Consider the following 21,058-nt stretch of genomic DNA (forward strand, 5'->3'; position numbering starts at 1 on the left):
CATGACTGATCGTGTCATCGTCATCGACGACGAAGCCAGCATCCGCGAAGCGATCCAACAATGGCTGCAGCTCTCCGGTTTCACTGTCGATCTCTGCACCCGCGCCGAGGATTGTCTGCCCATGCTTAGACCGGACTTTCCAGGCGTGATCCTGAGCGATGTACGCATGCCCGGCCTGGATGGCCTGGCCTTGCTGGAGCACCTGCAAGCATTGGATCACGATCTGCCGGTGATTCTGTTGACCGGGCATGGCGACGTAGCCATGGCCGTGGAAGCCATGCGCCAGGGCGCCTACGACTTTCTGGAAAAACCCTTCAGCCCCGAAGCCCTGCTCGGTAGCCTGGGCCGGGCCCTGGAAAAGCGCCGACTGGTCCTGGAAAACCGCCGCTTGCAACAGCGTTCGGATTGTCGCAGCGAATTGGCGGCACGCCTGCTCGGCCTCTCGCGTAGCATGGAAAACCTGCGCCGGCAGGTGCTGGAGCTGGCCGACACGCCAGTGAACGTATTGCTGCGCGGCGAAACCGGCAGCGGCAAGGAAATGCTCGCGCGCTGCCTGCATGACTTTGGCTCGCGCCATGACCAACCCTTCGTGGCGCTCAATTGCGCGGCCATCCCGGATACGCTGTTCGAGGCAGAACTGTTCGGCCATGAAAGCGGCGCCTTCACAGGCGCCCAGGGCAAGCGTATCGGCAAGCTGGAACATGCCGATCGCGGCAGCCTGTTTCTCGACGAAATCGAAAGCATGCCGCTGGTTCAGCAGGCCAAGCTGTTGCGCGTACTACAAGAACAACGCTTGGAGCGCCTGGGTTCCAACCGCAGTATCGCGGTAGATCTGCGCATCATCGCCGCAACCAAGCCCGATCTGCTCGATGAGGCGCGTGCCGGGCGTTTTCGCGAAGATCTGGCCTATCGCCTCAATGTGGCCGAGCTGCATATTCCACCACTGCGCGAACGCCGTGAGGACATTCCGCTGCTGTTCGAGCATTTCACCCGCAGTGCTACCGAACGCCTGGGTCGCGAACCACGACCGCTCGGCGGTGCCCAGCTGGCCCGCCTGCTCGCCCACGATTGGCCGGGCAATGTGCGCGAACTGGCCAATGCCGCCGAACGCCATGTACTGGGCCTGACCTCGGGCGCGGCGACAATCGATGGCGAACCCCAATCCCTGGCCGCGCGCATGGAAGCCTACGAAGCGCAATGCCTGCGCGCCGCCCTGGCCAGGCACAAAGGCGAGATCAAGGCGGTGCTGGAGGAACTGCAGCTTCCCCGGCGAACCTTGAACGAAAAAATGCAGCGGCACGGCCTGGCCCGCAGCGAATTTCTCGAAGACAGCGAGCCGAGCACTTGAAAACCGGCTTGGCTGGATAGGCGGATTTCTGCTCATTACAGCGGGTTCATCGGCAAATTTCAGCTCAAGCGCAACGCATTGTCGGCAGCATCGAGGCTTTCCAGTTGGCCAAAAAATCCATAATTCTACGCAACCAAATGATTCAAATAGATTTTTCCTAACAGGCCAAATGCTTTTCCATTCCTGGCATAACTCCTGCTATGTCCTGCCCAAGCAGCACATCAGTGTTATCTCGACAACGATAAGATTAAGAGGAATACCCCCATGGAAAGTACTGCCACCCTCGCTGCGGGTGCCTTGCCCAAGACGACTTCCCAACGCCTCAAATCCATCTTCAGTGGCTCGGTAGGCAACTTGGTCGAATGGTACGACTGGTACGTCTACGCAGCCTTCTCGCTGTATTTCGCCAAATCCTTCTTTCCCCAGGGCGACCTCACTGCTCAACTGCTCAACACTGCCGCGATCTTCGCTGTGGGCTTTCTGATGCGCCCCATCGGCGGCTGGCTGATGGGTATCTACGCCGACCGCAAGGGTCGCAAGGCAGCCCTGATGGTCTCGGTGGTGCTGATGTGCGGCGGTTCGCTGATCATCGCCGTCACACCCAGCTATGAAAGCATCGGCGTCGCAGCGCCGGTCCTGCTGGTACTTGCCCGGCTGCTGCAAGGCTTGTCGGTGGGCGGCGAATACGGCACCTCGGCCACTTATCTGAGTGAGATGGCGACCAAGGAAAGCCGTGGTTTCTATTCCAGCTTCCAGTACGTGACGCTGGTATCCGGCCAATTGATCGCGCTGGCGGTGCTGATTCTGCTGCAACAGGTTCTCGATACCCAACAGCTGGAAAGCTGGGGCTGGCGTATTCCCTTCCTGATCGGTGCCCTCTGCGCGGTCTCCGCGCTGTACCTGCGCCGCGGCATGGAAGAAACCACATCCTTCACCAAGGAAGTGGCGAACAAGCCCAAGGAAAGCGCAATACGCACCCTGCTCCGCTATCCGAAGGAAGTCATGACCGTAGTCGGCCTGACCATGGGCGGCACCCTGGCCTTCTATACCTACACCACCTACATGCAGAAATACCTGGTCAACAGCGCAGGGATGAGCAAGTCCGATTCGACCATGATCTCGGCCGCCACCCTGTTCCTGTTCATGCTGCTGCAACCCCTGGTTGGTGGACTCTCCGATCGGATTGGCCGGCGTCCCATCCTGATCGCCTTCGGCATCACGGGCACCCTGTTCACTGTACCGATCCTGACCGCACTGCAAGATGTGCAGACCTGGTGGGGGGCATTCTTCCTGATCATGGTGGCGCTGATCATCGTCAGTGGCTACACCTCGATCAATGCCGTGGTGAAGGCGGAACTGTTCCCCACTGAGATTCGTGCCCTGGGCGTCGGCCTGCCCTACGCGCTGACCGTCTCGATCTTCGGCGGCACGGCGGAATACCTGGCCCTGTGGTTCAAGAGCGTCGGCCTGGAATCCGGCTATTACTGGTACGTCACTGCTGCCATTGCCTGTTCGCTATGTATCTACATCTCCATGAAGGATACGCGCGACAATTCGCGGATTACCGAAGAGTAACCAGCAACAGCACGCTGAAGAGGCCCCTTGTGGGCCTTTTCAGCGTTCAGGCCAGCGTACAGCTGAATCTTGACCATCATTCCATGCCAGCAAATGCCTGGCCGCGATCACCAGGCTAGCGTTCGATGGGCTCCCGCACCGTGCATCGAGTGATCCGGTGACAGCCCGCGCCAGTGATAGGCATGCAAGAGTAAGATGTAACGATCCCAGGCTCGTCATGAGAGACCCCGCATGCCAGACCACAGCCGGAACAGCATCCGCCTGATCAAGAAATACCCCAACCGCCGCCTGTACGATACGCACACCAGCACTCACGTCACCCTGGCAGACATCCGCCAGTTGGTAATCGACGAGATACCGTTCCAGGTGGTAGATGCCAAGAGCGGCGAAGACCTGACCCGCAGCATCCTGCTACAAGTCATCCAGGAGGCCGAGAGCGGCGGCGAGCCGATCTTCTCCAGCGACATGCTCAAGGGCATCATCCGTTTCTACGGGCCGTTCCAGGGCATGCTCGGCAGCTACCTGGACAAGAGCATCCAGACGGTCATCGACATCCAGACCCAAAGCGGCGTGCAATCCTCCCAGGCCTGGAGCGAGTTCATGCACAAGCAAGTGCCAGTGATGCAGGACCTGATGCGCCAATATGTCGAACAGTCGAAAAATCTCTATCTCGGCACCCAGAACCTGTTCGGTCTGTTCGGCGGCCGGGCACCGGGCAGCAACGAAGGGCGAAAGAAAGGCGGCGACGAATGAAAAAAGCCGCTGGAGACCGGCAACCTGATTCATCCCTTACACGATCACACCGAACTGGCGATGTGCTCACGCAACCATTGATGCGCGGGATCACGATGAGAGCGCTCATGCCAGAGCATGAGCATCTCGAAGCCTGGTACGTCGATGGGGGGCTCGACCACCTGCAGAGCGCCGCTGTCGCGTAGCAGGCGCGAAGGCAACAGCGCCACGAGATCCGTGCTCGCCAGGACCGACCGCAGAAACAGAAAGTGCGGAACGGAAAGCACAACCCGCCGCGTCAGGCCCAGTTCCGCGAGTGCGGTATCCGCGATGCCGTGAAATCCCCCGCCATCCGGCGACACGATCACATGATCGAGTTTGCAGAATTGCGCCAGTGTAGGTCGTTTTTCCAGGCACGGATGACCTGCGCGGCCGACCAGGACGTACCGTTCGGTGAACATCAAACGGCGGCGCAGACCGGCTGGCGCGCCCGCGCTGATATGAAAGGCGAGATCGATTTCCCCCTGTTCCGCTTGCTTGGCAATGCGTGAGGGAACGATTTCAAGAACGGCCAAGCGGGTACCAGGCGCCGCCGAACGCAGCCCGGTCAATGCAGGCAGCAGGAGCGTCGATTCGCTGTAATCGGACGCGGCAACGCGCCACGTATGGCTGGCCTTGCCTGGATCGAAGGGGCTGGCGGGTGACACCGCGCGCTCAAGCGCATCCAGCGCCTGCCGCAAGGGCTCGCGCAACTCGTCGGCCCTCGCGGTAGGCCGCATGCCTCGTGGCCCAGGTAGCAGCAAGGGGTCCCCAAAGGCTTCTCTCAGCTTGGCGAGCTGGACGCTTACCGATGGTTGCGAGAGATGCAGGCGTTCTGCTGCACGCGTCACATTGTGTTCCGCGAGCAAGGCATCGAGCGTTACCAGCAGGTTGAGGTCCAGTCGCCGCAGGGAATTATTCATGACAATACCTGGAATATCGGAAATTCATTTTAAATATGCCTGACAACTGCCTATCGTGCGCTCCATCTAGCTATGGAGTGTCCAGTCATGAACGTGCTTCTCGTCTATGCCCATCCCGAATCCAGCTCACTGAATGGCTCGCTCAAGAACTTCTCGGTCAAACACCTTGAGGACGCGGGACACAAGGTCCAGGTTTCGGATTTGTATGCAATGCAATGGAAAGCCATCCTTGACGCGGACGACAGTACGGATAGGCAACCCGGTGCACGCTTCGATCCATCCCTGGACTCCAAGCGCGCGTTCGAGAACGGCACACAGAGCCAGGACATCGCGCTCGAACAGGACAAGCTGCGCTGGGCCGATGCCGTCATCCTGCAGTTTCCCCTGTGGTGGTTTTCGATGCCGGCGATCCTGAAAGGCTGGGTGGAGCGTGTCTATGCCTATGGTTTCGCCTATGGCGTGGGAGAACATTCCGACACCCACTGGGGCGACCGCTATGGAGAAGGCATGCTGGCGGGAAAGCGGGCAATGCTGGTCGTTACCACGGGCGGATGGGAGTCGCATTACGGCCCACGAGGGATCAACGGCCCTATCGACGACATCCTGTTCCCCATCCAGCATGGGATCTTGTACTACCCCGGCTTCGACGTGCTACCGCCGTTCATGGTCTACCGGACCAGCCGGACTGACGAAGCACGATTCTCGAAGATTTGCGATGAACTCGGGCAACGTCTCGATGATCTTTGGAAGACTGCGCCGATACCCTTTCGCCCGCAGAATGCGGGAGCGTACGCCATTCCGGAACTCACGTTGCGGTCCGATATTGCAGCGGACCAGTACGGCTTCGATGCACACATCGCACGAGGAGGGTAGTTCTGGCATGGCCAACCGGCTTCTGCCGGCGCTTCAGCCCAGAACAGTGATGACAACAGATTTAGTGAGCTTGATCCTGGTCATGCCGACTCCTTGGAAACAATCCAGTTTCCAAGTGCCGGCCAGGGGCCCAGCGAGCGAAAGCCGGTAGGAAGCACCGGCTCCATATGGAAAGAGCTGGCTCTTACTGCTGGTGATACGACTCCTCCGTCGAATTGCTGGCCTCACGGGCAGCCTGGGCGGCTGCGGCAATGCCGTTTTCGGTGATTTCCGCCGCCTGTCTGGCTGCCTTCTGCGCGCTTTCGTAGACGGTACCGACACTTTCCAGCGCCGACTTGAACACAGCCACCACCGGCTCGGCACCAAGCGGCGCGTTCCTGGCGATCACATCCACCAGCTCCTGTGTCTGCTTGGCGCTCGCCTCGATCTGGCGTTCGGTGAGCTTGGCGACTTCCGCCTGGGTTCCGGAGATCAGCTCATACACCTGACGATTGAATTCCAGCAGGCGCTCGGCCTGGGCCGACGGCTGCGTGAAGGATGCCTGCAACTCGGTGAAAGCTTGCGGATCACGCGCTGACAGCAATTTGCGAAAAATCTCGAACTGATCGTCGCTCGAGGCACGCAGCGTCTTCAACTGCAATTGGCCGAGCTGTTCGACCCCTTCGAAAACCTTGCTGCTGATTTGTTGCAGCAAGTCGAAATTGGCTTGCTGGGCGCTGTGCAGTTTTTCCGAATCGAAAAAGGACATGGTTAGGGTCTCCTGGCAATGGAAAGGCCGATCTGGGTCCGGCACGCGAGAGCCCCCCACTACGAAATACGAAGCCAACGCGCTACTTGATTGTTGCGTTGCACAAAAGTCTTTGCAAGTATTTTTTGTGCAGCGCAAAAATACTTTGCCTGAGGAGAACTCATTGGCTATAAAAAGCCATTCCTATCCGTTGTTGGAAAACCGAGGATTCGGCCGCCCTCCCCCTGCCGGCCGGGCAAACGGCCAGACACAGGAGATCGCCATGAGTCAGGAAAGTTTTTTTGCAAAGCAGGAAGATAGCTTTTCCTCATTCCACAATTTATTCCAGCATCTGGGTTGCCTACACCACCTGCATACGCAGCTCGTCCTCGATGCCTTTCGCCAGCGCCAGGAAAAACTCCTTGCCCCCCTGCGCGAAGGCCGACTGCAGCAACCTTCGGCCCATGACTGGTGGGAATACCTAACCGATTTCGGCCAACGCAACCTGCTGTTCTGGGACACTCTGCGCCAGCGCGGCGATAACACCCTGGCCCACGAACGTGCCGGCTATCCCTTGCTGCTCAAATTCAAGCACGAAGTGCTGATCGACGGTCGCAGCCTCCCTCACCCAGTCAACTATTCGCTGCTACGCATCCTCCCCAACCCCGACCAACAGATCGACGACAGCCGCCCGCCGGTGATCATCATCGACCCACGCGGTGGCCACGGTGCCGGCATCGGCGGCTTCAAGCCGGATTCGGAAGTCGGCGAAAGCCTGCGCGCTGGACACCCCACCTACTTCATCGCCTTCAGTCATGCGCCGGAGCCCGGCCAGACCCTGCTGGATATCGGTGAAGCCGAGGCCTACTTCATCGAACAGGTTCGCACCCGTCACCTCACTACCGGCAAGCCGGTAGTGATCGGTAACTGCCAGGCAGGCTGGGCTCTGATGGGGCTGGCCGCCGCCCGCCCGGAACTCCCGGGGTTGGTGATTATCAATGGCGCGCCCCTGTCGTACTGGGCCGGTGTCAACGGCCGCAATCCGATGCGCTACACCGGCGGCCTGCTGGGCGGCGCCTGGATGACCCGCCTGGGTAGCGACCTGGGCAATGGCCGCTTCGACGGTGTCTGGCTGGTCAGCAACTTCGAGAGCCTGGACCCGGCCAACACTTACTGGAGCAAGTACTACAACCTGTTCAGCCAGGTCGACAGCGAGGCCACGCGCTTTCTCGATTTCGAACGCTGGTGGGGTAGCCCGACCCTGATCAACAGCGAAGAGATCGAAAACATTGTCGACGACCTGTTTATCGGCAATCGCCTGGCCGGTAGCTTCAGGCGCCGGAGCGGCGGCATCGACCTGAAGCGGATCGAAGCGCCGGTGGTGGTGTTCTGTTCCTATGGCGACAACATCACCCCGCCGCAGCAGGCGCTGAACTGGATCGCCGACGTCTACCCCAGTGATCTGGCGCTGCGTGTCGCCGGGCGTACCATCGTCTACCTGCGCCATGCCAGCATCGGCCACCTGGGCATCTTCGTTTCAGGCCAGGTAGCACGGCGTGAGCACCGCCAACTGCTTGGTGCCATCGACGCCATTCAGGCGCTGCCAGCCGGGCTGTTCGAACTGGTGATCGACGAGCAGCCCGGCGTCTCCGAAACAGGCTGCGTGGAGTATCTGGTGCATTTCGAACCCCGGCGGATCACTGACATCAGTTGCGACGAGGATGACTGCGACGACGAGCGCGAATTCGCCCTGGTCGAGCGTGCTTCCGAACTCAACAACACCCTCTACGACTGGTTCGTGCGCCCCTGGATGCGCAGGATAATCAGCGAACCCATGGCCGAGCTGATTCGCAAGGCGCATCCCTTCCGTCAGCAGCAGGTGGCCTGGAGCAGCCTGAATCCAGCTCTCTGGTGGCTGGCGAGCAGCGCCGAGCAGGTTCGCACGAATCGCACGCCGGTCGCCGGGAACAATCCATTGCTGGCCTGGCAGGCGTTATTTTCCGACCTGGTGGAAACCCAACTGGACACCTATCGCGATACCCGTGACGCCGTTCAGGAAATGGCTTTCCATGCTTTCTACGGCGGACTGAGCACTCTCACCGGCGGTCAGCGCCTACAGGACTCACAGAATCGGATCCGGCTACAGGACAAGGTCGTGGTCGAGCGTCTACAGGAGGCCCTGCCCCATGGCGGCAGGCTGGAAGCCGTGGCACGGATACTCTTCCTGCTGGAGCGTTACAGCAACAAGATCAGCAAGGAACGCATCGAATACCTGATCCAGCAGAGCCGGGCGCTCGTCCAGCAGTTCGCCATCGACCCCCTCCTCCTGCGCGACACCATCCGGCTGCAGAGCTTGCTGGTGTTCGCCCACCCCGAGGAGAGTCTGAGCACCCTGCCGCATCTGCTGCCAGATACCGAGTCACGCCAGAGAGTATTAAACAGAGTGGTTCAACTGGTGCCGGAGCTGCGCACGGCACAAGGTGTCGTAGGTGAGTTCTGGCGTGATCTGCATAGCTTGCTCGACCAACCGCCGCCCGGTTTCGCCTTGCCTGCCCTGACCTTCGCCGGGCAGGAAACGCCAGCGCTTCCCAGCCCGCAGGCGGTCCGGCCCGAGCCGGCATCCGCCACAGCAGCGAGCCCGGAAGCCCCTGAATCCGTTACGCCCGAGGCATCGCCCGCAACGACGGAAAACCTGGCCTCCTCGGCACCGATCACGCCCGAGCCGGTATCCGTTCCGGCAGCAGAGCTGGAAATCCCCGCACCCGAGCCAGAACCAGAACCAGAACCAGAATTGGAGCCGACCGATACGGCGGCATCCACAGTGCCCCAAGACGACGCGCTCCAAACGACGGGTGACGGACTATCCAGCGAGCCAACCGGCAAAACCACCAGAACCACCGTGCGTAAATCCAGCCCCGCCACGCCGCGCAAACGTACAGGCAAGAACCCGGGCAAAGGGAACAAGGGCAATTGAAGCACGCATCAACCCAGCATGGAGCTTGATGACCGCCGGGTTCGGCGGCATCGCCCTGGGTTCAAGCGCCGCGGCCATTTCAACATGACCGCCAGCCCCCAGAAACGCGACCTGGCCTGGGTATTCATCAGCATGCCGCGGATCTGCGGCTTGTGCATCGCTCATGCTGATCAGCGACCCCCTTGATTGCTACCCTGTTTTGCGGCTCGTAGTCCTGCTCTACAGGAGCGACGTCAATGACACGTAAGGAATTTCCAATCGCCCAAGAACATTTTCGACAGATGGCGATCTATCAATGACGTTTCCTTAAACGCTGCAAAATCACAATTACAAATTCGACAAAGCAGGAGGATGTCCATGTCAACTGGGATTCGCGTCGCGCTGGTTACCGGAGGTATGGGAGGCATCGGTACGGCTATCAGCCAACGCTTGCACAAGGATGGATTTACTGTGGCCGTCGGTTGCACTCCTGACTCAACTGATCGCAGGGAGGCCTGGGCGGCCCGCCAGCTCGAAGCCGGCTACCACTTCCACTACGTGGAGTGTGATATCACCGACTGGGAAAGCACCCGTCAGAGCTTCGAGTTGCTGCGCGAGCAGATCGGGCCGGTCGATGTACTGGTCAACAATGCCGGCATCACCCGCGATGCCACTTTTCGCAAGTTGACCCCGGAAGACTGGAACGCGGTAATCAACACCAACCTGACCGGTCTGTTCAACGTTACCAAACAGGTCATCGAAGGCATGCTGGCCAAGGGCTGGGGGCGGATCATCAATATTTCCTCGATCAACGGTCAGCGCGGCCAGTTCGGCCAGACCAATTACTCTGCAGCCAAGGCCGGCATACACGGCTTCACCATGGCCCTGGCCCGCGAGGTGACGGGCAAGGGCATCACGGTCAATACCGTTTCTCCCGGCTACATCCGCACCGACATGACCGCGGCAATGCGCCCGGACATCCTCGAAGGGCTGATTGCCGGCGTCCCGGTCGGTCGCCTCGGCAAACCCGAAGAAATCGCCTCTATCGTGGCCTGGCTGGCCTCCGAGGAATCCGCCTATGCCAGCGGCGCCGACTTCTCGCTGAACGGCGGCATGAATATGCAGTAGGGCCTCTGGCCGGGCGCAGAAGGATACGCCCGGCCAATGATCGAATGCCCGTAACGACTGCCACTGCTTCGGCAGCGAGGAGGTCGAACTGGCCTGCGGAATTTCTTCATTTCCCGGATAGAATCCATGGATAACCTGTACGCTTTCAGTCACTACTGGTCAGGCCAGACCCCGTTTTTCGCCAGCCTCACCCTGCAACAGTTACGCCTGTGGGTCAGCCATAACCCCTGGTTCACCGGGCATAAGCACGAGCGCTGGTTCGCCGTACCGCACGAAGACCTGCAACGTTTGCAGAGCGAGTACCAGAAGGAATGGACCCTCCTCGGCCAGCAACTCTTGACCCAGCAGGCCTTCAGCTTCGACGACCGACGCTTTGCCAGCACCAACTGGAACAACCCACTGTTCGGCTCGCTGGCCGCCTTCTACCTGCTCAACTCCAAGTTCCTGCTGAAACTGCTGGAGCTGCTGCCGATCGAGGAGGAGAAACCTCGTCTGCGCCTGCACTATCTGATCGAGCAGAACATCGCTGCCAGCGCACCAAGCAACTTCCTGGCCAGCAACCCCGACGCGCTGCAACGTCTGGTGGAAACCCAGGGCGCCAGCCTGTTCAGCGGCCTGCTGCACCTAAGCAGCGATATCCAGGAAGGCAAGTTGCGTCAGAGCGATCCTGGCGCTTTCACAGTCGGCGTCGACCTCGCCATCACCCCGGGTGAAGTGGTATTCGAGAACGAGCTGTTCCAGTTGATTCAATACTGGCCACTCACCGAGACCCAACACCAACGGCCTCTGCTCCTGGTCCCACCGGTGATCAACAAGTACTACATCCTCGACTTGCGCCCGGAGAATTCACTAGTTCGTCACCTGCTGGAACAGGGCCATCAGGTCTTCGTGATCTCCTGGCGCAACTTTGGCATGGAACAGGCCAGCCTGGGCTGGGACGATCTAATCCAGAATGGCGTAATCGCCGCCCTGCAGGTAACCCGCGCGATCAGCGGCGAACGCTGGCTGAACTGCCTGGGTTTCTGCATCGGCGGCACGTTGCTGAGCTGCGCCCTGGCGGTGCTGGCCGCCCGCGGCGACCAGGAGATTGCCAGCCTGAGCCTGCTGGCGAGCTTTCTCGACTACGAGAATACTGGGCAGATCAGCATTTTCATCGACGAGCAGTTGGTGGCCTACCGCGAGCGCACCATCGGCGGCCAGGGCGGCCCGGCCGGCCTATTCCGTGGCGAGGATATGGGCAACACCTTCTCCCTGTTGCGGCCCAACGAGCTGTGGTGGAACTACCATGTCGACAAGTATCTCAAGGGTCAGAAGCCGCTCCCTCTGGACCTGTTGTTCTGGAACAACGACAGCACCAACCTGCCTGGCCCCATGTACTGCTGGTACCTGCGCCACACCTACCTGCAGAACGAGTTGAAGACCGGCGAACTGGAGTGCTGTGGGGTCAAACTCGATCTGCACACCATCGAAGTACCGGCCTACATCCTCGGCACCCAGGACGATCATATCGTGCCCTGGCGCAGCGCTTACGCCAGTACCGCGCTGCTCGCCGGCCCCTGCCGCTTCGTGCTGGGCGCCTCCGGGCATATCGCCGGGGTAATCAACCCGCCGGCCAAGCACAAACGCCATTACTGGACCAACGAGCAGCTGCCAGCCGCTCCCGATGAGTGGTTCGCCACTGCCGAACAGCATCCCGGCAGTTGGTGGAACGACTGGTTTACCTGGCTACAGCTCCATGCGGGAGAGTACCAGCCTGCCCGGGAACAGATGGGCAGTGCCGAATATCCACCGTTGGAACCGGCTCCGGGCCGTTATGTCCTGCCCAGCGGATAGCCTGTCGATAGCCGAGTTTCTCGAGTGTTACAGCACTTTCGTGGCGGTCGCGCTGCACATCACACCCTTACGGGTGATTGTTGGAGGTACACAATGATCGGAATAAAAAGTATTGCCAGCTACGTCCCGGCAGGCCGGATCGATAACCTTGCGCAGGCTGCATCCTTTGACCGGGATGAGGCCTTTGTCATGGCTAAAATCGGTACTACCACGCTATCGGTGAAAGACGAAACCGAGGAGACCTCTGACCTGTGTGCCGCCGCCGTGCGCAATCTGCTGGCTGAAAACCCGGCCCTGAAACTCGATGCCATCGAGGCGTTGGTGGTGGTCACGCAAAACGGGGACGCCGAAGGACTGCCCCATACCTCGGCCATTGCCCAGCACAAGATTGGTCTGTCCACCCATACCGCCTGCTTCGATGTCGCCCTGGGCTGCTCCGGTTTCGTCTACGGATTGTATGCACTCAAGGGTTTCATGGAAGCGGCAGGACTGAAGAATGGCATCCTGGTCACCGCCGATCCCTACTCGAAAATCGTCAATCGCACCGACCGTCCCACGACCTTACTGTTCGGTGATGCCGCCACGGCCACCTGGATCGGCACCGATCCGGTCTGGAAACTCGGTCCGGCGCGCTTTGGCACCGATGGCAGCGGTGCCGAGCATCTGATGATCAAAGATGGCCTCTTTCATATGGATGGTCGCGAGGTACTCGACTTTGCCGGTGCCAATGTCGTTCCGCAGGTGCGGGAAGTGCTGGAACTGGCAGGCATGACGCTGGATGAAGTGGATGCCGTCCTTCTGCATCAGGGCAGCGCCACCATCATCGACTTGCTCACCCAAAAGCTGGGCGATAACGGACACAAGGCCATCAAAGATCTGTGCGCAATAGGCAATACAGTATCGTCTACCATCCCCTTGCTGCTGGAACGCCACGCGGCTGCTTCAAACTGGGAAAACCTGGTGGTAAGCGGTTTTGGGGTGGGGTTATCCTGGGGATCGGCCCTGCTGCTGCGCAATGCAGCTTGAATAAGCGTTCAACGGCTGGGGCTATAGTCCAAGCAAGCGCTCAGGTAGCACAGGAGCGCTCGGCCTATGACCATCAATTCGTGCGGGCGCAAACCGGCTTGGGGATGCAGTGGCTTCCAGTCACTAAAACCAGAGTCCGATGAAAAGCCTCTGCCGGTATCTGCCAGCAGGGGCTTTTTTTCCATTTCAAAAACCACCCGCAGCTTTTTCAGGGATTCCGTTTGAATATCACGAGCCTGGAAACCAGTCGTTGCAGCAGCTCACCCTGCTGGTTGAAGGTCAGGCTTTCCAGCGTGACCATGGCGCGATCCGGCTTGGAACGTGACGGGATGATCTCCTGCACAATGCTTTCCACATGCAGAATCTCCCCAGCGCGCGTGGGGCGCGGCCAGGTGATTTCGCCGCCGGCACCGATCAGCCCCTTGGCGATCGGGACACTTTCCACCATTAGACGCATGGTGATGGCCGCCGTATACCAGCCACTAGCGGCTAGCCCACCGAACAGGGTCGGCTTGGCGGCTTCGTCGTCCAGATGAAAGGGTTGCGGGTCGAACTGGCTGGCGAAAGCCTTGAGGCCGGCTTCATCCAGCTCCAATTCACTGCTACAGAAGCGGCGGCCTACGACGAGATCTTCCAGGTACAGATCCGCAGTCGGTTGTGATTCAGGCATGGCAGGTTCCTTGTGTCGAAGGTGGGGATATTCCCACCAAAGCGGGAATGTTCCTGGTGGTGGCCTTTAGCGCTTATTCACGCTCTGGCGAGCCAGCCCCAGACGAAGCCCTTTTTAACCTCGTATGACCGACGCACAGCTGATCGTGGACAAGTTCTCTCAGAGCAAAGGCAGGGTATGGTTGAGCGTAAGAAAATGCTGATGGTAGTTCTTGTCCAGATGGGCGTAGTCATAGGCCATGGTCAGGTTATTGCTCCAGTCGTACTTGAATTCGGCGTAGTCGAATTTATCGCTGGGGTTCAGCCCGGTCATGCCCTTGTTATTCACGGCGATATCCGTGGCAGCACTGGCGTTACGCTGGATATTGCGGGTCAGGCGACCAATATTGACCGTCAATCCGTCCAATTCCTGCGAAGAGAGACCTATCCCGCGAAAATACTGTGGAAATAGCCGGGTCTCGTTCGGTATGACGGTCGGCATCTTGGGAAACAACGTGCCATAGCGCAGGACGCTCCTGGAGAAACGCAGCTTGGCTGTGGCACTGGCCTTGCCATGGTCATTGGGTACATCGCCATCGTTATGCACAAACAGCCCGGTACCGGCACGCCCGGGGCTCGAATCAAGCCGGATGCCCCACATGCCGACGGCATCCAGACCAAAGCCCACCAGCCCTTCGGTAAACCCTGATTCGTATTTCAGGGTAAAACCCTGCGCCCACTCGTCGGCGTGGGATTGCCCAGCGTTATCCTGGCGGAAATCGCGATTGTAGTAATAGTTGCGTATCTGCAGGCTGGCCTTGCTGTCCTTGAGAAATTCCGCGTGAGCCACCGAAGCACCCAAGATCGCCAACACCACACTCCAGGAGATGGAGGATCTGAGCATGTTTCTGTCTTCCTTATTATTGTTGTCTTGTCTCGATTGCCGGTGCGGGTCTTTCAACGTCTTTCGTCAGCTAGTCGACATACAAGGGTGGAAAACCCTCACAGCAGTTTTCCACCGGGAGGTTCGGGCCATTCGCCGCGGGTTCGTTCGGTGGACAAGCCTTCGGCGTTGTCCAGTCTACGCAGGGGAAATCCGCACCGCGGTTTTCCCCGGGTAAGGCAGCGCCCTGTGGCTGTACCTGGCGAACCGCGCCTCAACGCGCCAGCATGTGGCCGCGCGCCTCGAGGTTGACATGCCAGCTCAGCGCTTCGTCGAGCAGATGCGGCGTATGCCCGCCCCTGGCACAGGCCGCCTCGAAGTAAGTGTTCATGGCTTCACGGTAGGCAGGATGCACACAGTTGGCGATGATCACCCGCGCCCGCTCGCGCGGCGCCAGGCCACGCAGGTCGGCCAGGCCCTGTTCGGTGACCAGGACATCCACATCCTGCCCGATATGGTCCACGTGGCTGACCATGGGCACGACGCTGGAAATGGCACCATCCTTGGCGATGGACTTGGTCACGAAGATCGCCATGTGCACGTTACGGGCAAAATCGCCTGATCCACCGATACCGTTCATCATGCGTGTCCCGCAGACATGGGTGGAATTGACGTTGCCGTAGATGTCGCATTCCAGCGCGGTGTTAATCCCGATGATACCGAGGCGACGCGCCAGCTCCGGATGATTGGAGATCTCCTGCGGGCGCAGTACCAGGCGATCCTTGTACTTCTCCAGATCGCCGAAAACACGTTTGCCACATTCGGCGGACAGGGTGATAGCGCTCCCCGAAGCGAATTTCAGCTTACCGGCATCAATCAATTCGAAGGTCGAATCCTGCAATACCTCCGAGTACTGCACCAGGTCCCTGAACGGCGCCTCGATCAGACCGCACATCACCGCATTGGCGATGCTGCCGACCCCGACCTGCAGCGGTGCCAGGCTACTGCTCAGGCGACCCGCCTCCACTTCCTGCTCGAAGAAGGCGATCAGATGATCGGCTATCGCCTGGGTCTCGGCATCCGGTGGCACGATGGTGGACGGTGAATCGACCTTATCGCTGATGACGATACCGGCGATCCGTTGCGGGTCCACGGCGATGGCGGTAGTCCCGATACGGTCGTCAGCATTCACCAGCGGGATCGGCTTGCGTCCCGGGCGCTTCTCGGGAATGTAGATATCGTGCAGCCCTTCCCAGTGAGCGCTGCAGGCCGGATTGATCTCGACGATCACCTGCCTGGCAGACAAGGCCAGGCTGGCCGAATTCCCCACCGATGCGGTCGGCACGATATGGCCCTGCTCGGTGATGGCGGCCGCTTCGATGATGGCGATATCGGGATTTTCGAGCTGCCCGTGGCGCATCAACTCGACGAGCTCCGACAAGTGCTGGTCGACGAACATGACTTCACCGGCGTTGATGGCCTTGCGCAAGGCGGCATCGGCCTGGAACGGCATACGCCGTGCCAGCAGCCCGGCTTCGGCCATCAGCCCGTCCAGGCGATTGCCGATACTGGCCCCGGTGATCACATTGATCTTCAAGGGCTTGCGCCTGGCCCTTTCGACCAGTGCCATGGGCACGGCCTTGGCATCGCCGGCACAACCGAAGCCGCTCAGGCCGACGGTCATACCATCTTTTATCAGGGCGGCAGCCTCATCGGCGCTTATTATTCTGTCTTGCAGGGAGGACAACCGAATGCGGTCGGAATGCATGGAAAACCTCGTGTATTTATAGTTGTCGGTACGAGAAAAACGCTCTGTAGTCTTTCGCTACTTTTGCTACATAAAACCAATAAAGCACAAGTCGCCGATGGTCGAATCACATGTTCGGATAGTTCGGCCCACCCCCTCCTTCGGGCGTCGTCCAGACGGCCGGATCCTTGATATCGCAGGTCTTGCAGTGCAGGCAGTTCTGCGCATTGATCTGGAAGGCCCAGCCACCCCGCTCGTCACCGATCACCTCGTACACGCCCGCCGGGCAGTAGCGCTGGGCCGGCTCGGCATAGCACGGCAGGTTCCTTTGCAGCGGGATCGAGGCATCCTCGAGCACCAGGTGGCAGGGCTGGTTTTCCGCGTGGTTGGTATGGAGAGGAATACCGAGCTGAGCTTGTCGAAACTCAGCACGCCATCCGGCCTGGGATAGGCGATGGGCGAGCAGTCGGCGCCGGGCCGCAGCCGCCCTTGGCGATCACCCGCGCCCCGTAGGAGACCCGCTTGCCGCCTTCCAGGTAGTGCCTGAACAGCGGGTGATGCATCATCCGCTGGAACCCGCGGCCAGCGACCTCAGCCGGCAGTTGAGTAAGAGGTAGGGCGTAGTCAGATTATTTCCTTGCCTTGCTTCTCCTCACCGAACCGGACATGCACCTTTCAATGCATCAGACTCTCCGCTTAAACGTTGGCGAACGCCATAGCCACTTCAGTGAAGCGCGAGGTCCATGTATTCCTGGGTTCCGATCTCAGGTAGGGATTACCTTCGGGTAGGCGCCACCGGAACAGCTCCTTACCTTGCCCAACTAACCGATATAGCGTTTCAGCGCCAAGCTTGCCGTTGTTAGTCTGGCCAACTGGCCGTTGATGCGCATGGCTTGCCGAAAGAATTTGTAGCACTTTTATTTATATATTTTTTAATCTTATCGTTTCATGTGAAATTTTCTAGGTAAATACTATTGACCTGCAATATGCCGCATAAATGATACAAAAGATTTACTTGTGATTGATATGAAAATCATGACATCTTTATTTGGCGAGCGGATACTTATATTTTATATTAAAGAATCATGCTGACAATTAAGTTTAATACGCTCGCTCAAAGAATTTGTTATGAAGAGGTTAAATTAATATATATGGCAGATCATACACAGTTTACTCTGTCGCATTTTTCCGTATTTTTAAGACGAATTGTATCCAACGAGAAAAAATTATACCAAGCCACAATCGTTTATAGCATTGCCATTAGCTTGCTGATTTTGATTGTGCCTGTGGCAATTCAAACAGTGATCAACACGGTTGCCAATTCAGCACAAGATTTGTCATTACTTATTTTGGTGGCGGGCGTTTTATTACTGCTTGTTATTGCCGCCTTGTTTTATGCCCTGCAAATTTACGTCATGGAGCTTTTCCAAAGACGCTTCTTTGCTCGTACAGTAGCTGAAATTGTAACCTCGATTTCCAACATTGCCGGAGATGTAGAAAACAGCATTAAAAGTAATGGGCTTGTAGAGCGGTACTTTGAAATCATGTTTGTTCAACAATCTGTACCAAATTTAATTGTTGGTGGAGTTTCTCTCTTGCTGCGCATGATTGTTGGCCTGTTAGTTGTTTCGTTCTACCACCCTTTCTTGTTTATGTTTAGTATTATTTTTGCTACGAGCTGTTTGATTATATGGCGCTTATGTCATCGTGATATGTATAATGGGGCTTATTCAGTTTCACTCGAAAAATACAATATGGCTAACGCATTAGAGCGTTTAGTTGATAAAGAGTTTCCTTTTGAAACCGATGCACGTAAAGATATATCTTTAGTCAATATCGACAGATTAAATAACGATTATATTTCTGCTCGCAAGGAATATTTCAGGACGTACTTAAGGCAAAATTTAGGATTTTTATTAGTTTATGTTTTAGCTAATGGTGGCTTGCTCGCACTTGGAGGTTGGCTTGTCCTTCAGGAGCAATTGTCACTCGGACAATTGGTTGCTGCTGAATTAATTTTGTCAACCATTTTCGCAAGTCTTCCGTGGCTTGGTTACTATCTAAAGCTGTATTATGAATTATGTGTTTCTGCAAGAAAGCTTGATGATTTAATCCGACATCCTGCCAAGCTTCTAAATGACAAGGAGGAAAAAAATGACGGAGATTTCTCCAGTTTTCATTTCTTATAAAAATATAAAAATGCCTCGCCCTTTGATGATTTTATGCATCATGCTTGTCGGGTTGATTATTATGAGCGCCCTTATTCTCATGTATGTGCCATGGGTTCAAACATCGCACGGTATGGGGCGAATTGTTTCTTTGGCACCAAACGGAAAAGTACAATTCATCCATGCTTTGGTGAAGGGGCGTATTCATAAATGGCATATTCGCGATGGTAGTATCGTGAAAAAGGGCGATGTCATTGCCGAGATCGTTGATAATGACCCGCTGTTTTTGGACAGATTGCAAGCACAGAAAAACAGCTTTACTGCCGCGAAAAATGCTGCAGGAATTGCTACAGAAACAGCATTAACCAATGTGCATAGACAAGAGCAACTCCATAAACAAGGTTTAGCAGCCCGTAAGGATGTTGAAAATGCGAGAATTAAATATGAATCTTGGTTAGCAAAACTGGCAGAAGCCGAGAGTAAAGTTGCTAGTGCCGAAGTAATGCTCTCACGTCAAACAAGACAAAAGATTATCGCCCCCCAAGATGGACAAATCTTAAACACATTTGCAGGTGATACAGCAACCCTCGTAAAAGAAGGCGATGTTTTAGCAGAGTTCTTACCTGTTAATTTAGATATCGGGATTGCCCTTGATATAGCAGGAATGGATATACCCCTTGTGCGTTTAGGGCAAAAAGTTCGCTTGCGATTTGATGGATGGCCAGCTATGCAATTTAGTGGATGGCCAACCACATCGGTTGGTACGTTTGGTGGTGTAGTTAGCATCATTGACCCAGCAATTTCTCCGACTGGGAAATTTCGCGTCATTATTTCAAAGCCAAAAGATGAATATTGGCCACCTGAAAAACTTTTGCGTGTTGGGGTAAGGGTTCAAGGCTGGATACTATTAGAAACTGTTTCCCTAGGATATGAAATATGGCGACAGCTTAATGGGTTTCCACCTGAGTTTCCTGTAAATACTACCAATAACTAAGTAAGAAGGGTTATACACTTTATGCGTAATTTTTTGGCTTCCACAGCAGGAATTTTCTCAGTTTGCTCTTCTGCCTATAGTTTGACCTTGGAACAAGTACTTAGTTCATCGGCAACGCACTATCCGAAAATTCTATCTTCTTTGCAGAAGATAGAGTCAGGTGATGCAGAAAAGCAAATAGCACAAGGGGCGTTTGATTGGGAAGTACAACAGAAAATCATGCGCCGCTCGCACACATACGATGGGCGTTATGCTGATACGCAGGTTACGCGTCGTTTTTATGATAATAACATGCGTCTTTATTTTGGCTATCGCATATCAAAAGATTACTTACCATCTTATGAAGATGCCATGAATACATATCGTGGGGGGGAGTTTAATGTGGGGGTTATGTTCTCTCTTCTCAAGGACAGAACAATCGACAAGGATAGATATAATGTCAGACAATCAGAATTGACTGCTAAAAAGGCACAAAATGAAATGCGCCTTACACAGCTCAAGACACAGTACCAGGCCATGAACGCTTATTTAGAATGGATTGCCCTTGGGAAATCCATTCAATCCATGCGTTACTTATTAGAATTATCTGAAAAAAGACAAGTTGCCTTTGAGAAGAAAAACAAACATGGTGATATCGCCGAAATTTATTTAACGGAAAACCAGCAATATATTCTAAAGCGTCAGATTGAAATCAATCAAATGGAACAAGAATGGCAAAATTCTGCAGTTTACCTTAGCTTGTTTTGGCGTGATGAAATGGGCAATTCAAACGTTCCAACACCGTTGGATATGCCACATGATTTTCCTGATAAGCCATCAATTGATAAGAATAAACTTATCCATGATATGGCATACTTGCAATCACAAAGCCCTGACATAATCGCCATTGATATGGAACAATCAAAACTCGATAATACAATCGAGTTAGGAGAAAATAGCCTTTTGCCCAAAGTCGATGTTGTCCTAGAGGGGACACATAATGTCGGTGGTCAAAAGAGTTCACCTGCAGGGAATGATGTGAAAATTGGTTTGTCTATTACAATTCCATTAGAGCGTAACATTGCCGAGGGAAAAATTCGCAAGGCAGAGGCTGAAAAAAATCGTTTGGAATATGAACAAAAATTAGTCGCCGAGCAAATTGCCACGCAGTTAAAAACCATTGCTAGCAACTATGCAATGATTGAAAAGTATCAAAACCTTATTTCGAAAGAAGTTGCCCTTGCTGAAGTAATGCAACAGGCTGAATATAGCAAGTTCAAAGAAGGTTTATCAGATTTATTTGTAGTCAACCTGCGGGAAGAAAAAACCATCGAGGCACAATTAAAACTCATCAAGGCCCAGCTTGATTTTTGGAAGAATATTTCAAACTACTACTTCTCGACGATGAATTATAGTTCGCTATATATAAAACAATATTCATACTCAAGCAATAATTGACTTTTCTCACAGGCCAAGAAAACT

Annotated in this window: 17 protein-coding genes and 1 pseudogene; 11 read left to right on the forward strand and 7 right to left on the reverse strand. The window is 56.0% G+C overall.

Annotated elements, in window-relative coordinates; genetic code table 11:
* Nucleotide 1: 1 nt before the first annotated feature.
* The 3 genes from FHR87_RS16025 (at nucleotide 2) to phaR (ending at nucleotide 3,676) form a co-directional block, all read left to right on the forward strand.
* Entirely contained in the window at nucleotides 2-1,348 is a 1,347-nt protein-coding gene (locus FHR87_RS16025; RefSeq protein WP_183167745.1) for a sigma-54-dependent transcriptional regulator, read from the forward strand.
* 264 nt (nucleotides 1,349-1,612) lie between these two features.
* Nucleotides 1,613-2,923: an MFS transporter gene (locus tag FHR87_RS16030; protein ID WP_183167746.1), complete on the forward strand. Its 1,311-nt coding sequence runs from the start codon at nucleotides 1,613-1,615 to the stop codon at nucleotides 2,921-2,923.
* A gap of 231 nt (nucleotides 2,924-3,154) precedes the next feature.
* The gene (phaR, locus tag FHR87_RS16035; RefSeq protein WP_183167747.1) at nucleotides 3,155-3,676 is read left to right on the forward strand and encodes a polyhydroxyalkanoate synthesis repressor PhaR; all 522 of its coding nucleotides are present in this window, start codon (nucleotides 3,155-3,157) and stop codon (nucleotides 3,674-3,676) included.
* A 44-nt stretch (nucleotides 3,677-3,720) separates the two neighbouring features.
* Here phaR and FHR87_RS16040 read toward each other — a convergent pair whose 3' ends face one another.
* Entirely contained in the window at nucleotides 3,721-4,617 is an 897-nt protein-coding gene (locus FHR87_RS16040) for a LysR family transcriptional regulator (protein ID WP_183167749.1), read from the reverse strand.
* 87 nt (nucleotides 4,618-4,704) lie between these two features.
* Here FHR87_RS16040 and FHR87_RS16045 point away from each other — a divergent pair, with 87 nt between their 5' ends.
* Nucleotides 4,705-5,490, forward strand: coding sequence for an NAD(P)H-dependent oxidoreductase (locus FHR87_RS16045; RefSeq protein WP_183167750.1), 786 nt, complete (start codon nucleotides 4,705-4,707; stop codon nucleotides 5,488-5,490).
* 184 nt (nucleotides 5,491-5,674) lie between these two features.
* Here FHR87_RS16045 and FHR87_RS16050 read toward each other — a convergent pair whose 3' ends face one another.
* A complete protein-coding gene (locus FHR87_RS16050) occupies nucleotides 5,675-6,238 on the reverse strand; it encodes a phasin family protein (RefSeq protein WP_183167752.1) in 564 nt (187 codons plus the stop codon).
* Between the two features lie 262 nt (nucleotides 6,239-6,500).
* Here FHR87_RS16050 and FHR87_RS16055 point away from each other — a divergent pair, with 262 nt between their 5' ends.
* The 4 genes from FHR87_RS16055 to FHR87_RS16070 all read left to right on the forward strand — a co-directional run bounded on the left by FHR87_RS16055 (nucleotide 6,501) and on the right by FHR87_RS16070 (nucleotide 13,157).
* Nucleotides 6,501-9,191 (forward strand): DUF3141 domain-containing protein, encoded by a 2,691-nt coding sequence (locus FHR87_RS16055; RefSeq protein WP_183167754.1) that lies wholly within the window; start codon nucleotides 6,501-6,503, stop codon nucleotides 9,189-9,191.
* Between the two features lie 357 nt (nucleotides 9,192-9,548).
* Nucleotides 9,549-10,298, forward strand: a complete 750-nt coding sequence (gene phbB, locus FHR87_RS16060; protein ID WP_183167755.1) for an acetoacetyl-CoA reductase — start codon at nucleotides 9,549-9,551, stop codon at nucleotides 10,296-10,298.
* A 126-nt stretch (nucleotides 10,299-10,424) separates the two neighbouring features.
* On the forward strand, nucleotides 10,425-12,131 hold the full coding sequence (gene phaC, locus FHR87_RS16065; protein ID WP_183167756.1) for a class I poly(R)-hydroxyalkanoic acid synthase: 1,707 nt from the start codon (nucleotides 10,425-10,427) through the stop codon (nucleotides 12,129-12,131).
* A gap of 93 nt (nucleotides 12,132-12,224) precedes the next feature.
* The gene (locus FHR87_RS16070; protein ID WP_183167757.1) at nucleotides 12,225-13,157 is read left to right on the forward strand and encodes a ketoacyl-ACP synthase III; all 933 of its coding nucleotides are present in this window, start codon (nucleotides 12,225-12,227) and stop codon (nucleotides 13,155-13,157) included.
* 208 nt (nucleotides 13,158-13,365) lie between these two features.
* Here FHR87_RS16070 and FHR87_RS16075 read toward each other — a convergent pair whose 3' ends face one another.
* From FHR87_RS16075 to FHR87_RS19680, 5 genes and pseudogenes are all read right to left on the reverse strand, one after another.
* A complete protein-coding gene (locus tag FHR87_RS16075; protein WP_183167758.1) occupies nucleotides 13,366-13,827 on the reverse strand; it encodes a MaoC family dehydratase in 462 nt (153 codons plus the stop codon).
* Between the two features lie 159 nt (nucleotides 13,828-13,986).
* Nucleotides 13,987-14,709: an OprD family outer membrane porin gene (locus FHR87_RS16080; RefSeq protein ID WP_246336067.1), complete on the reverse strand. Its 723-nt coding sequence runs from the start codon at nucleotides 14,707-14,709 to the stop codon at nucleotides 13,987-13,989.
* A gap of 253 nt (nucleotides 14,710-14,962) precedes the next feature.
* Nucleotides 14,963-16,456 (reverse strand): succinate CoA transferase, encoded by a 1,494-nt coding sequence (locus FHR87_RS16085; RefSeq protein ID WP_183167759.1) that lies wholly within the window; start codon nucleotides 16,454-16,456, stop codon nucleotides 14,963-14,965.
* A 106-nt stretch (nucleotides 16,457-16,562) separates the two neighbouring features.
* A pseudogene (locus FHR87_RS16090) lies at nucleotides 16,563-16,891 on the reverse strand (4Fe-4S dicluster domain-containing protein); the annotation flags it as partial.
* Nucleotides 16,861-17,037, reverse strand: coding sequence for a hypothetical protein (locus FHR87_RS19680; protein ID WP_420826752.1), 177 nt, complete (start codon nucleotides 17,035-17,037; stop codon nucleotides 16,861-16,863). The pseudogene FHR87_RS16090 and the gene FHR87_RS19680, both read right to left, overlap by 31 nt.
* Before the next feature lie 483 nt (nucleotides 17,038-17,520).
* Here FHR87_RS19680 and FHR87_RS16100 point away from each other — a divergent pair, with 483 nt between their 5' ends.
* The 3 genes from FHR87_RS16100 to FHR87_RS16110 are packed head-to-tail and all read left to right on the forward strand — an operon-like array spanning nucleotide 17,521 to nucleotide 21,034.
* The gene (locus FHR87_RS16100) at nucleotides 17,521-18,624 is read left to right on the forward strand and encodes an ATP-binding cassette domain-containing protein (protein WP_183167760.1); all 1,104 of its coding nucleotides are present in this window, start codon (nucleotides 17,521-17,523) and stop codon (nucleotides 18,622-18,624) included.
* On the forward strand, nucleotides 18,590-19,597 hold the full coding sequence (locus FHR87_RS16105) for an efflux RND transporter periplasmic adaptor subunit (RefSeq protein WP_183167761.1): 1,008 nt from the start codon (nucleotides 18,590-18,592) through the stop codon (nucleotides 19,595-19,597). The genes FHR87_RS16100 and FHR87_RS16105 overlap by 35 nt, the downstream gene beginning before the upstream one ends.
* A 21-nt stretch (nucleotides 19,598-19,618) precedes the next feature.
* A complete protein-coding gene (locus FHR87_RS16110; protein WP_183167762.1) occupies nucleotides 19,619-21,034 on the forward strand; it encodes a TolC family protein in 1,416 nt (471 codons plus the stop codon).
* Nucleotides 21,035-21,058 lie beyond the last annotated feature (24 nt).

Source organism: Azomonas macrocytogenes, from assembly GCF_014191985.1.
In the GTDB taxonomy this organism is placed as follows: Bacteria; Pseudomonadota; Gammaproteobacteria; order Pseudomonadales; family Pseudomonadaceae; genus Azomonas; species Azomonas macrocytogenes.

Coding starts and splice junctions, on each gene's coding strand:
- FHR87_RS16100 (WP_183167760.1), top strand. CDS start 17,521: ATGCTGACAATTAAGTTTAATACGCTCGCTCAAAGAATTTGTTATGAA.
- FHR87_RS16110 (WP_183167762.1), top strand. CDS start 19,619: ATGCGTAATTTTTTGGCTTCCACAGCAGGAATTTTCTCAGTTTGCTCT.
- FHR87_RS16050 (WP_183167752.1), bottom strand. CDS start 6,238: ATGTCCTTTTTCGATTCGGAAAAACTGCACAGCGCCCAGCAAGCCAAT.
- phaR (WP_183167747.1), top strand. CDS start 3,155: ATGCCAGACCACAGCCGGAACAGCATCCGCCTGATCAAGAAATACCCC.
- FHR87_RS16105 (WP_183167761.1), top strand. CDS start 18,590: ATGACGGAGATTTCTCCAGTTTTCATTTCTTATAAAAATATAAAAATG.
- FHR87_RS16080 (WP_246336067.1), bottom strand. CDS start 14,709: ATGCTCAGATCCTCCATCTCCTGGAGTGTGGTGTTGGCGATCTTGGGT.
- FHR87_RS16085 (WP_183167759.1), bottom strand. CDS start 16,456: ATGCATTCCGACCGCATTCGGTTGTCCTCCCTGCAAGACAGAATAATA.
- FHR87_RS16045 (WP_183167750.1), top strand. CDS start 4,705: ATGAACGTGCTTCTCGTCTATGCCCATCCCGAATCCAGCTCACTGAAT.
- FHR87_RS16040 (WP_183167749.1), bottom strand. CDS start 4,617: ATGAATAATTCCCTGCGGCGACTGGACCTCAACCTGCTGGTAACGCTC.
- phbB (WP_183167755.1), top strand. CDS start 9,549: ATGTCAACTGGGATTCGCGTCGCGCTGGTTACCGGAGGTATGGGAGGC.
- phaC (WP_183167756.1), top strand. CDS start 10,425: ATGGATAACCTGTACGCTTTCAGTCACTACTGGTCAGGCCAGACCCCG.
- FHR87_RS16055 (WP_183167754.1), top strand. CDS start 6,501: ATGAGTCAGGAAAGTTTTTTTGCAAAGCAGGAAGATAGCTTTTCCTCA.
- FHR87_RS16025 (WP_183167745.1), top strand. CDS start 2: ATGACTGATCGTGTCATCGTCATCGACGACGAAGCCAGCATCCGCGAA.
- FHR87_RS16075 (WP_183167758.1), bottom strand. CDS start 13,827: ATGCCTGAATCACAACCGACTGCGGATCTGTACCTGGAAGATCTCGTC.
- FHR87_RS16030 (WP_183167746.1), top strand. CDS start 1,613: ATGGAAAGTACTGCCACCCTCGCTGCGGGTGCCTTGCCCAAGACGACT.
- FHR87_RS16070 (WP_183167757.1), top strand. CDS start 12,225: ATGATCGGAATAAAAAGTATTGCCAGCTACGTCCCGGCAGGCCGGATC.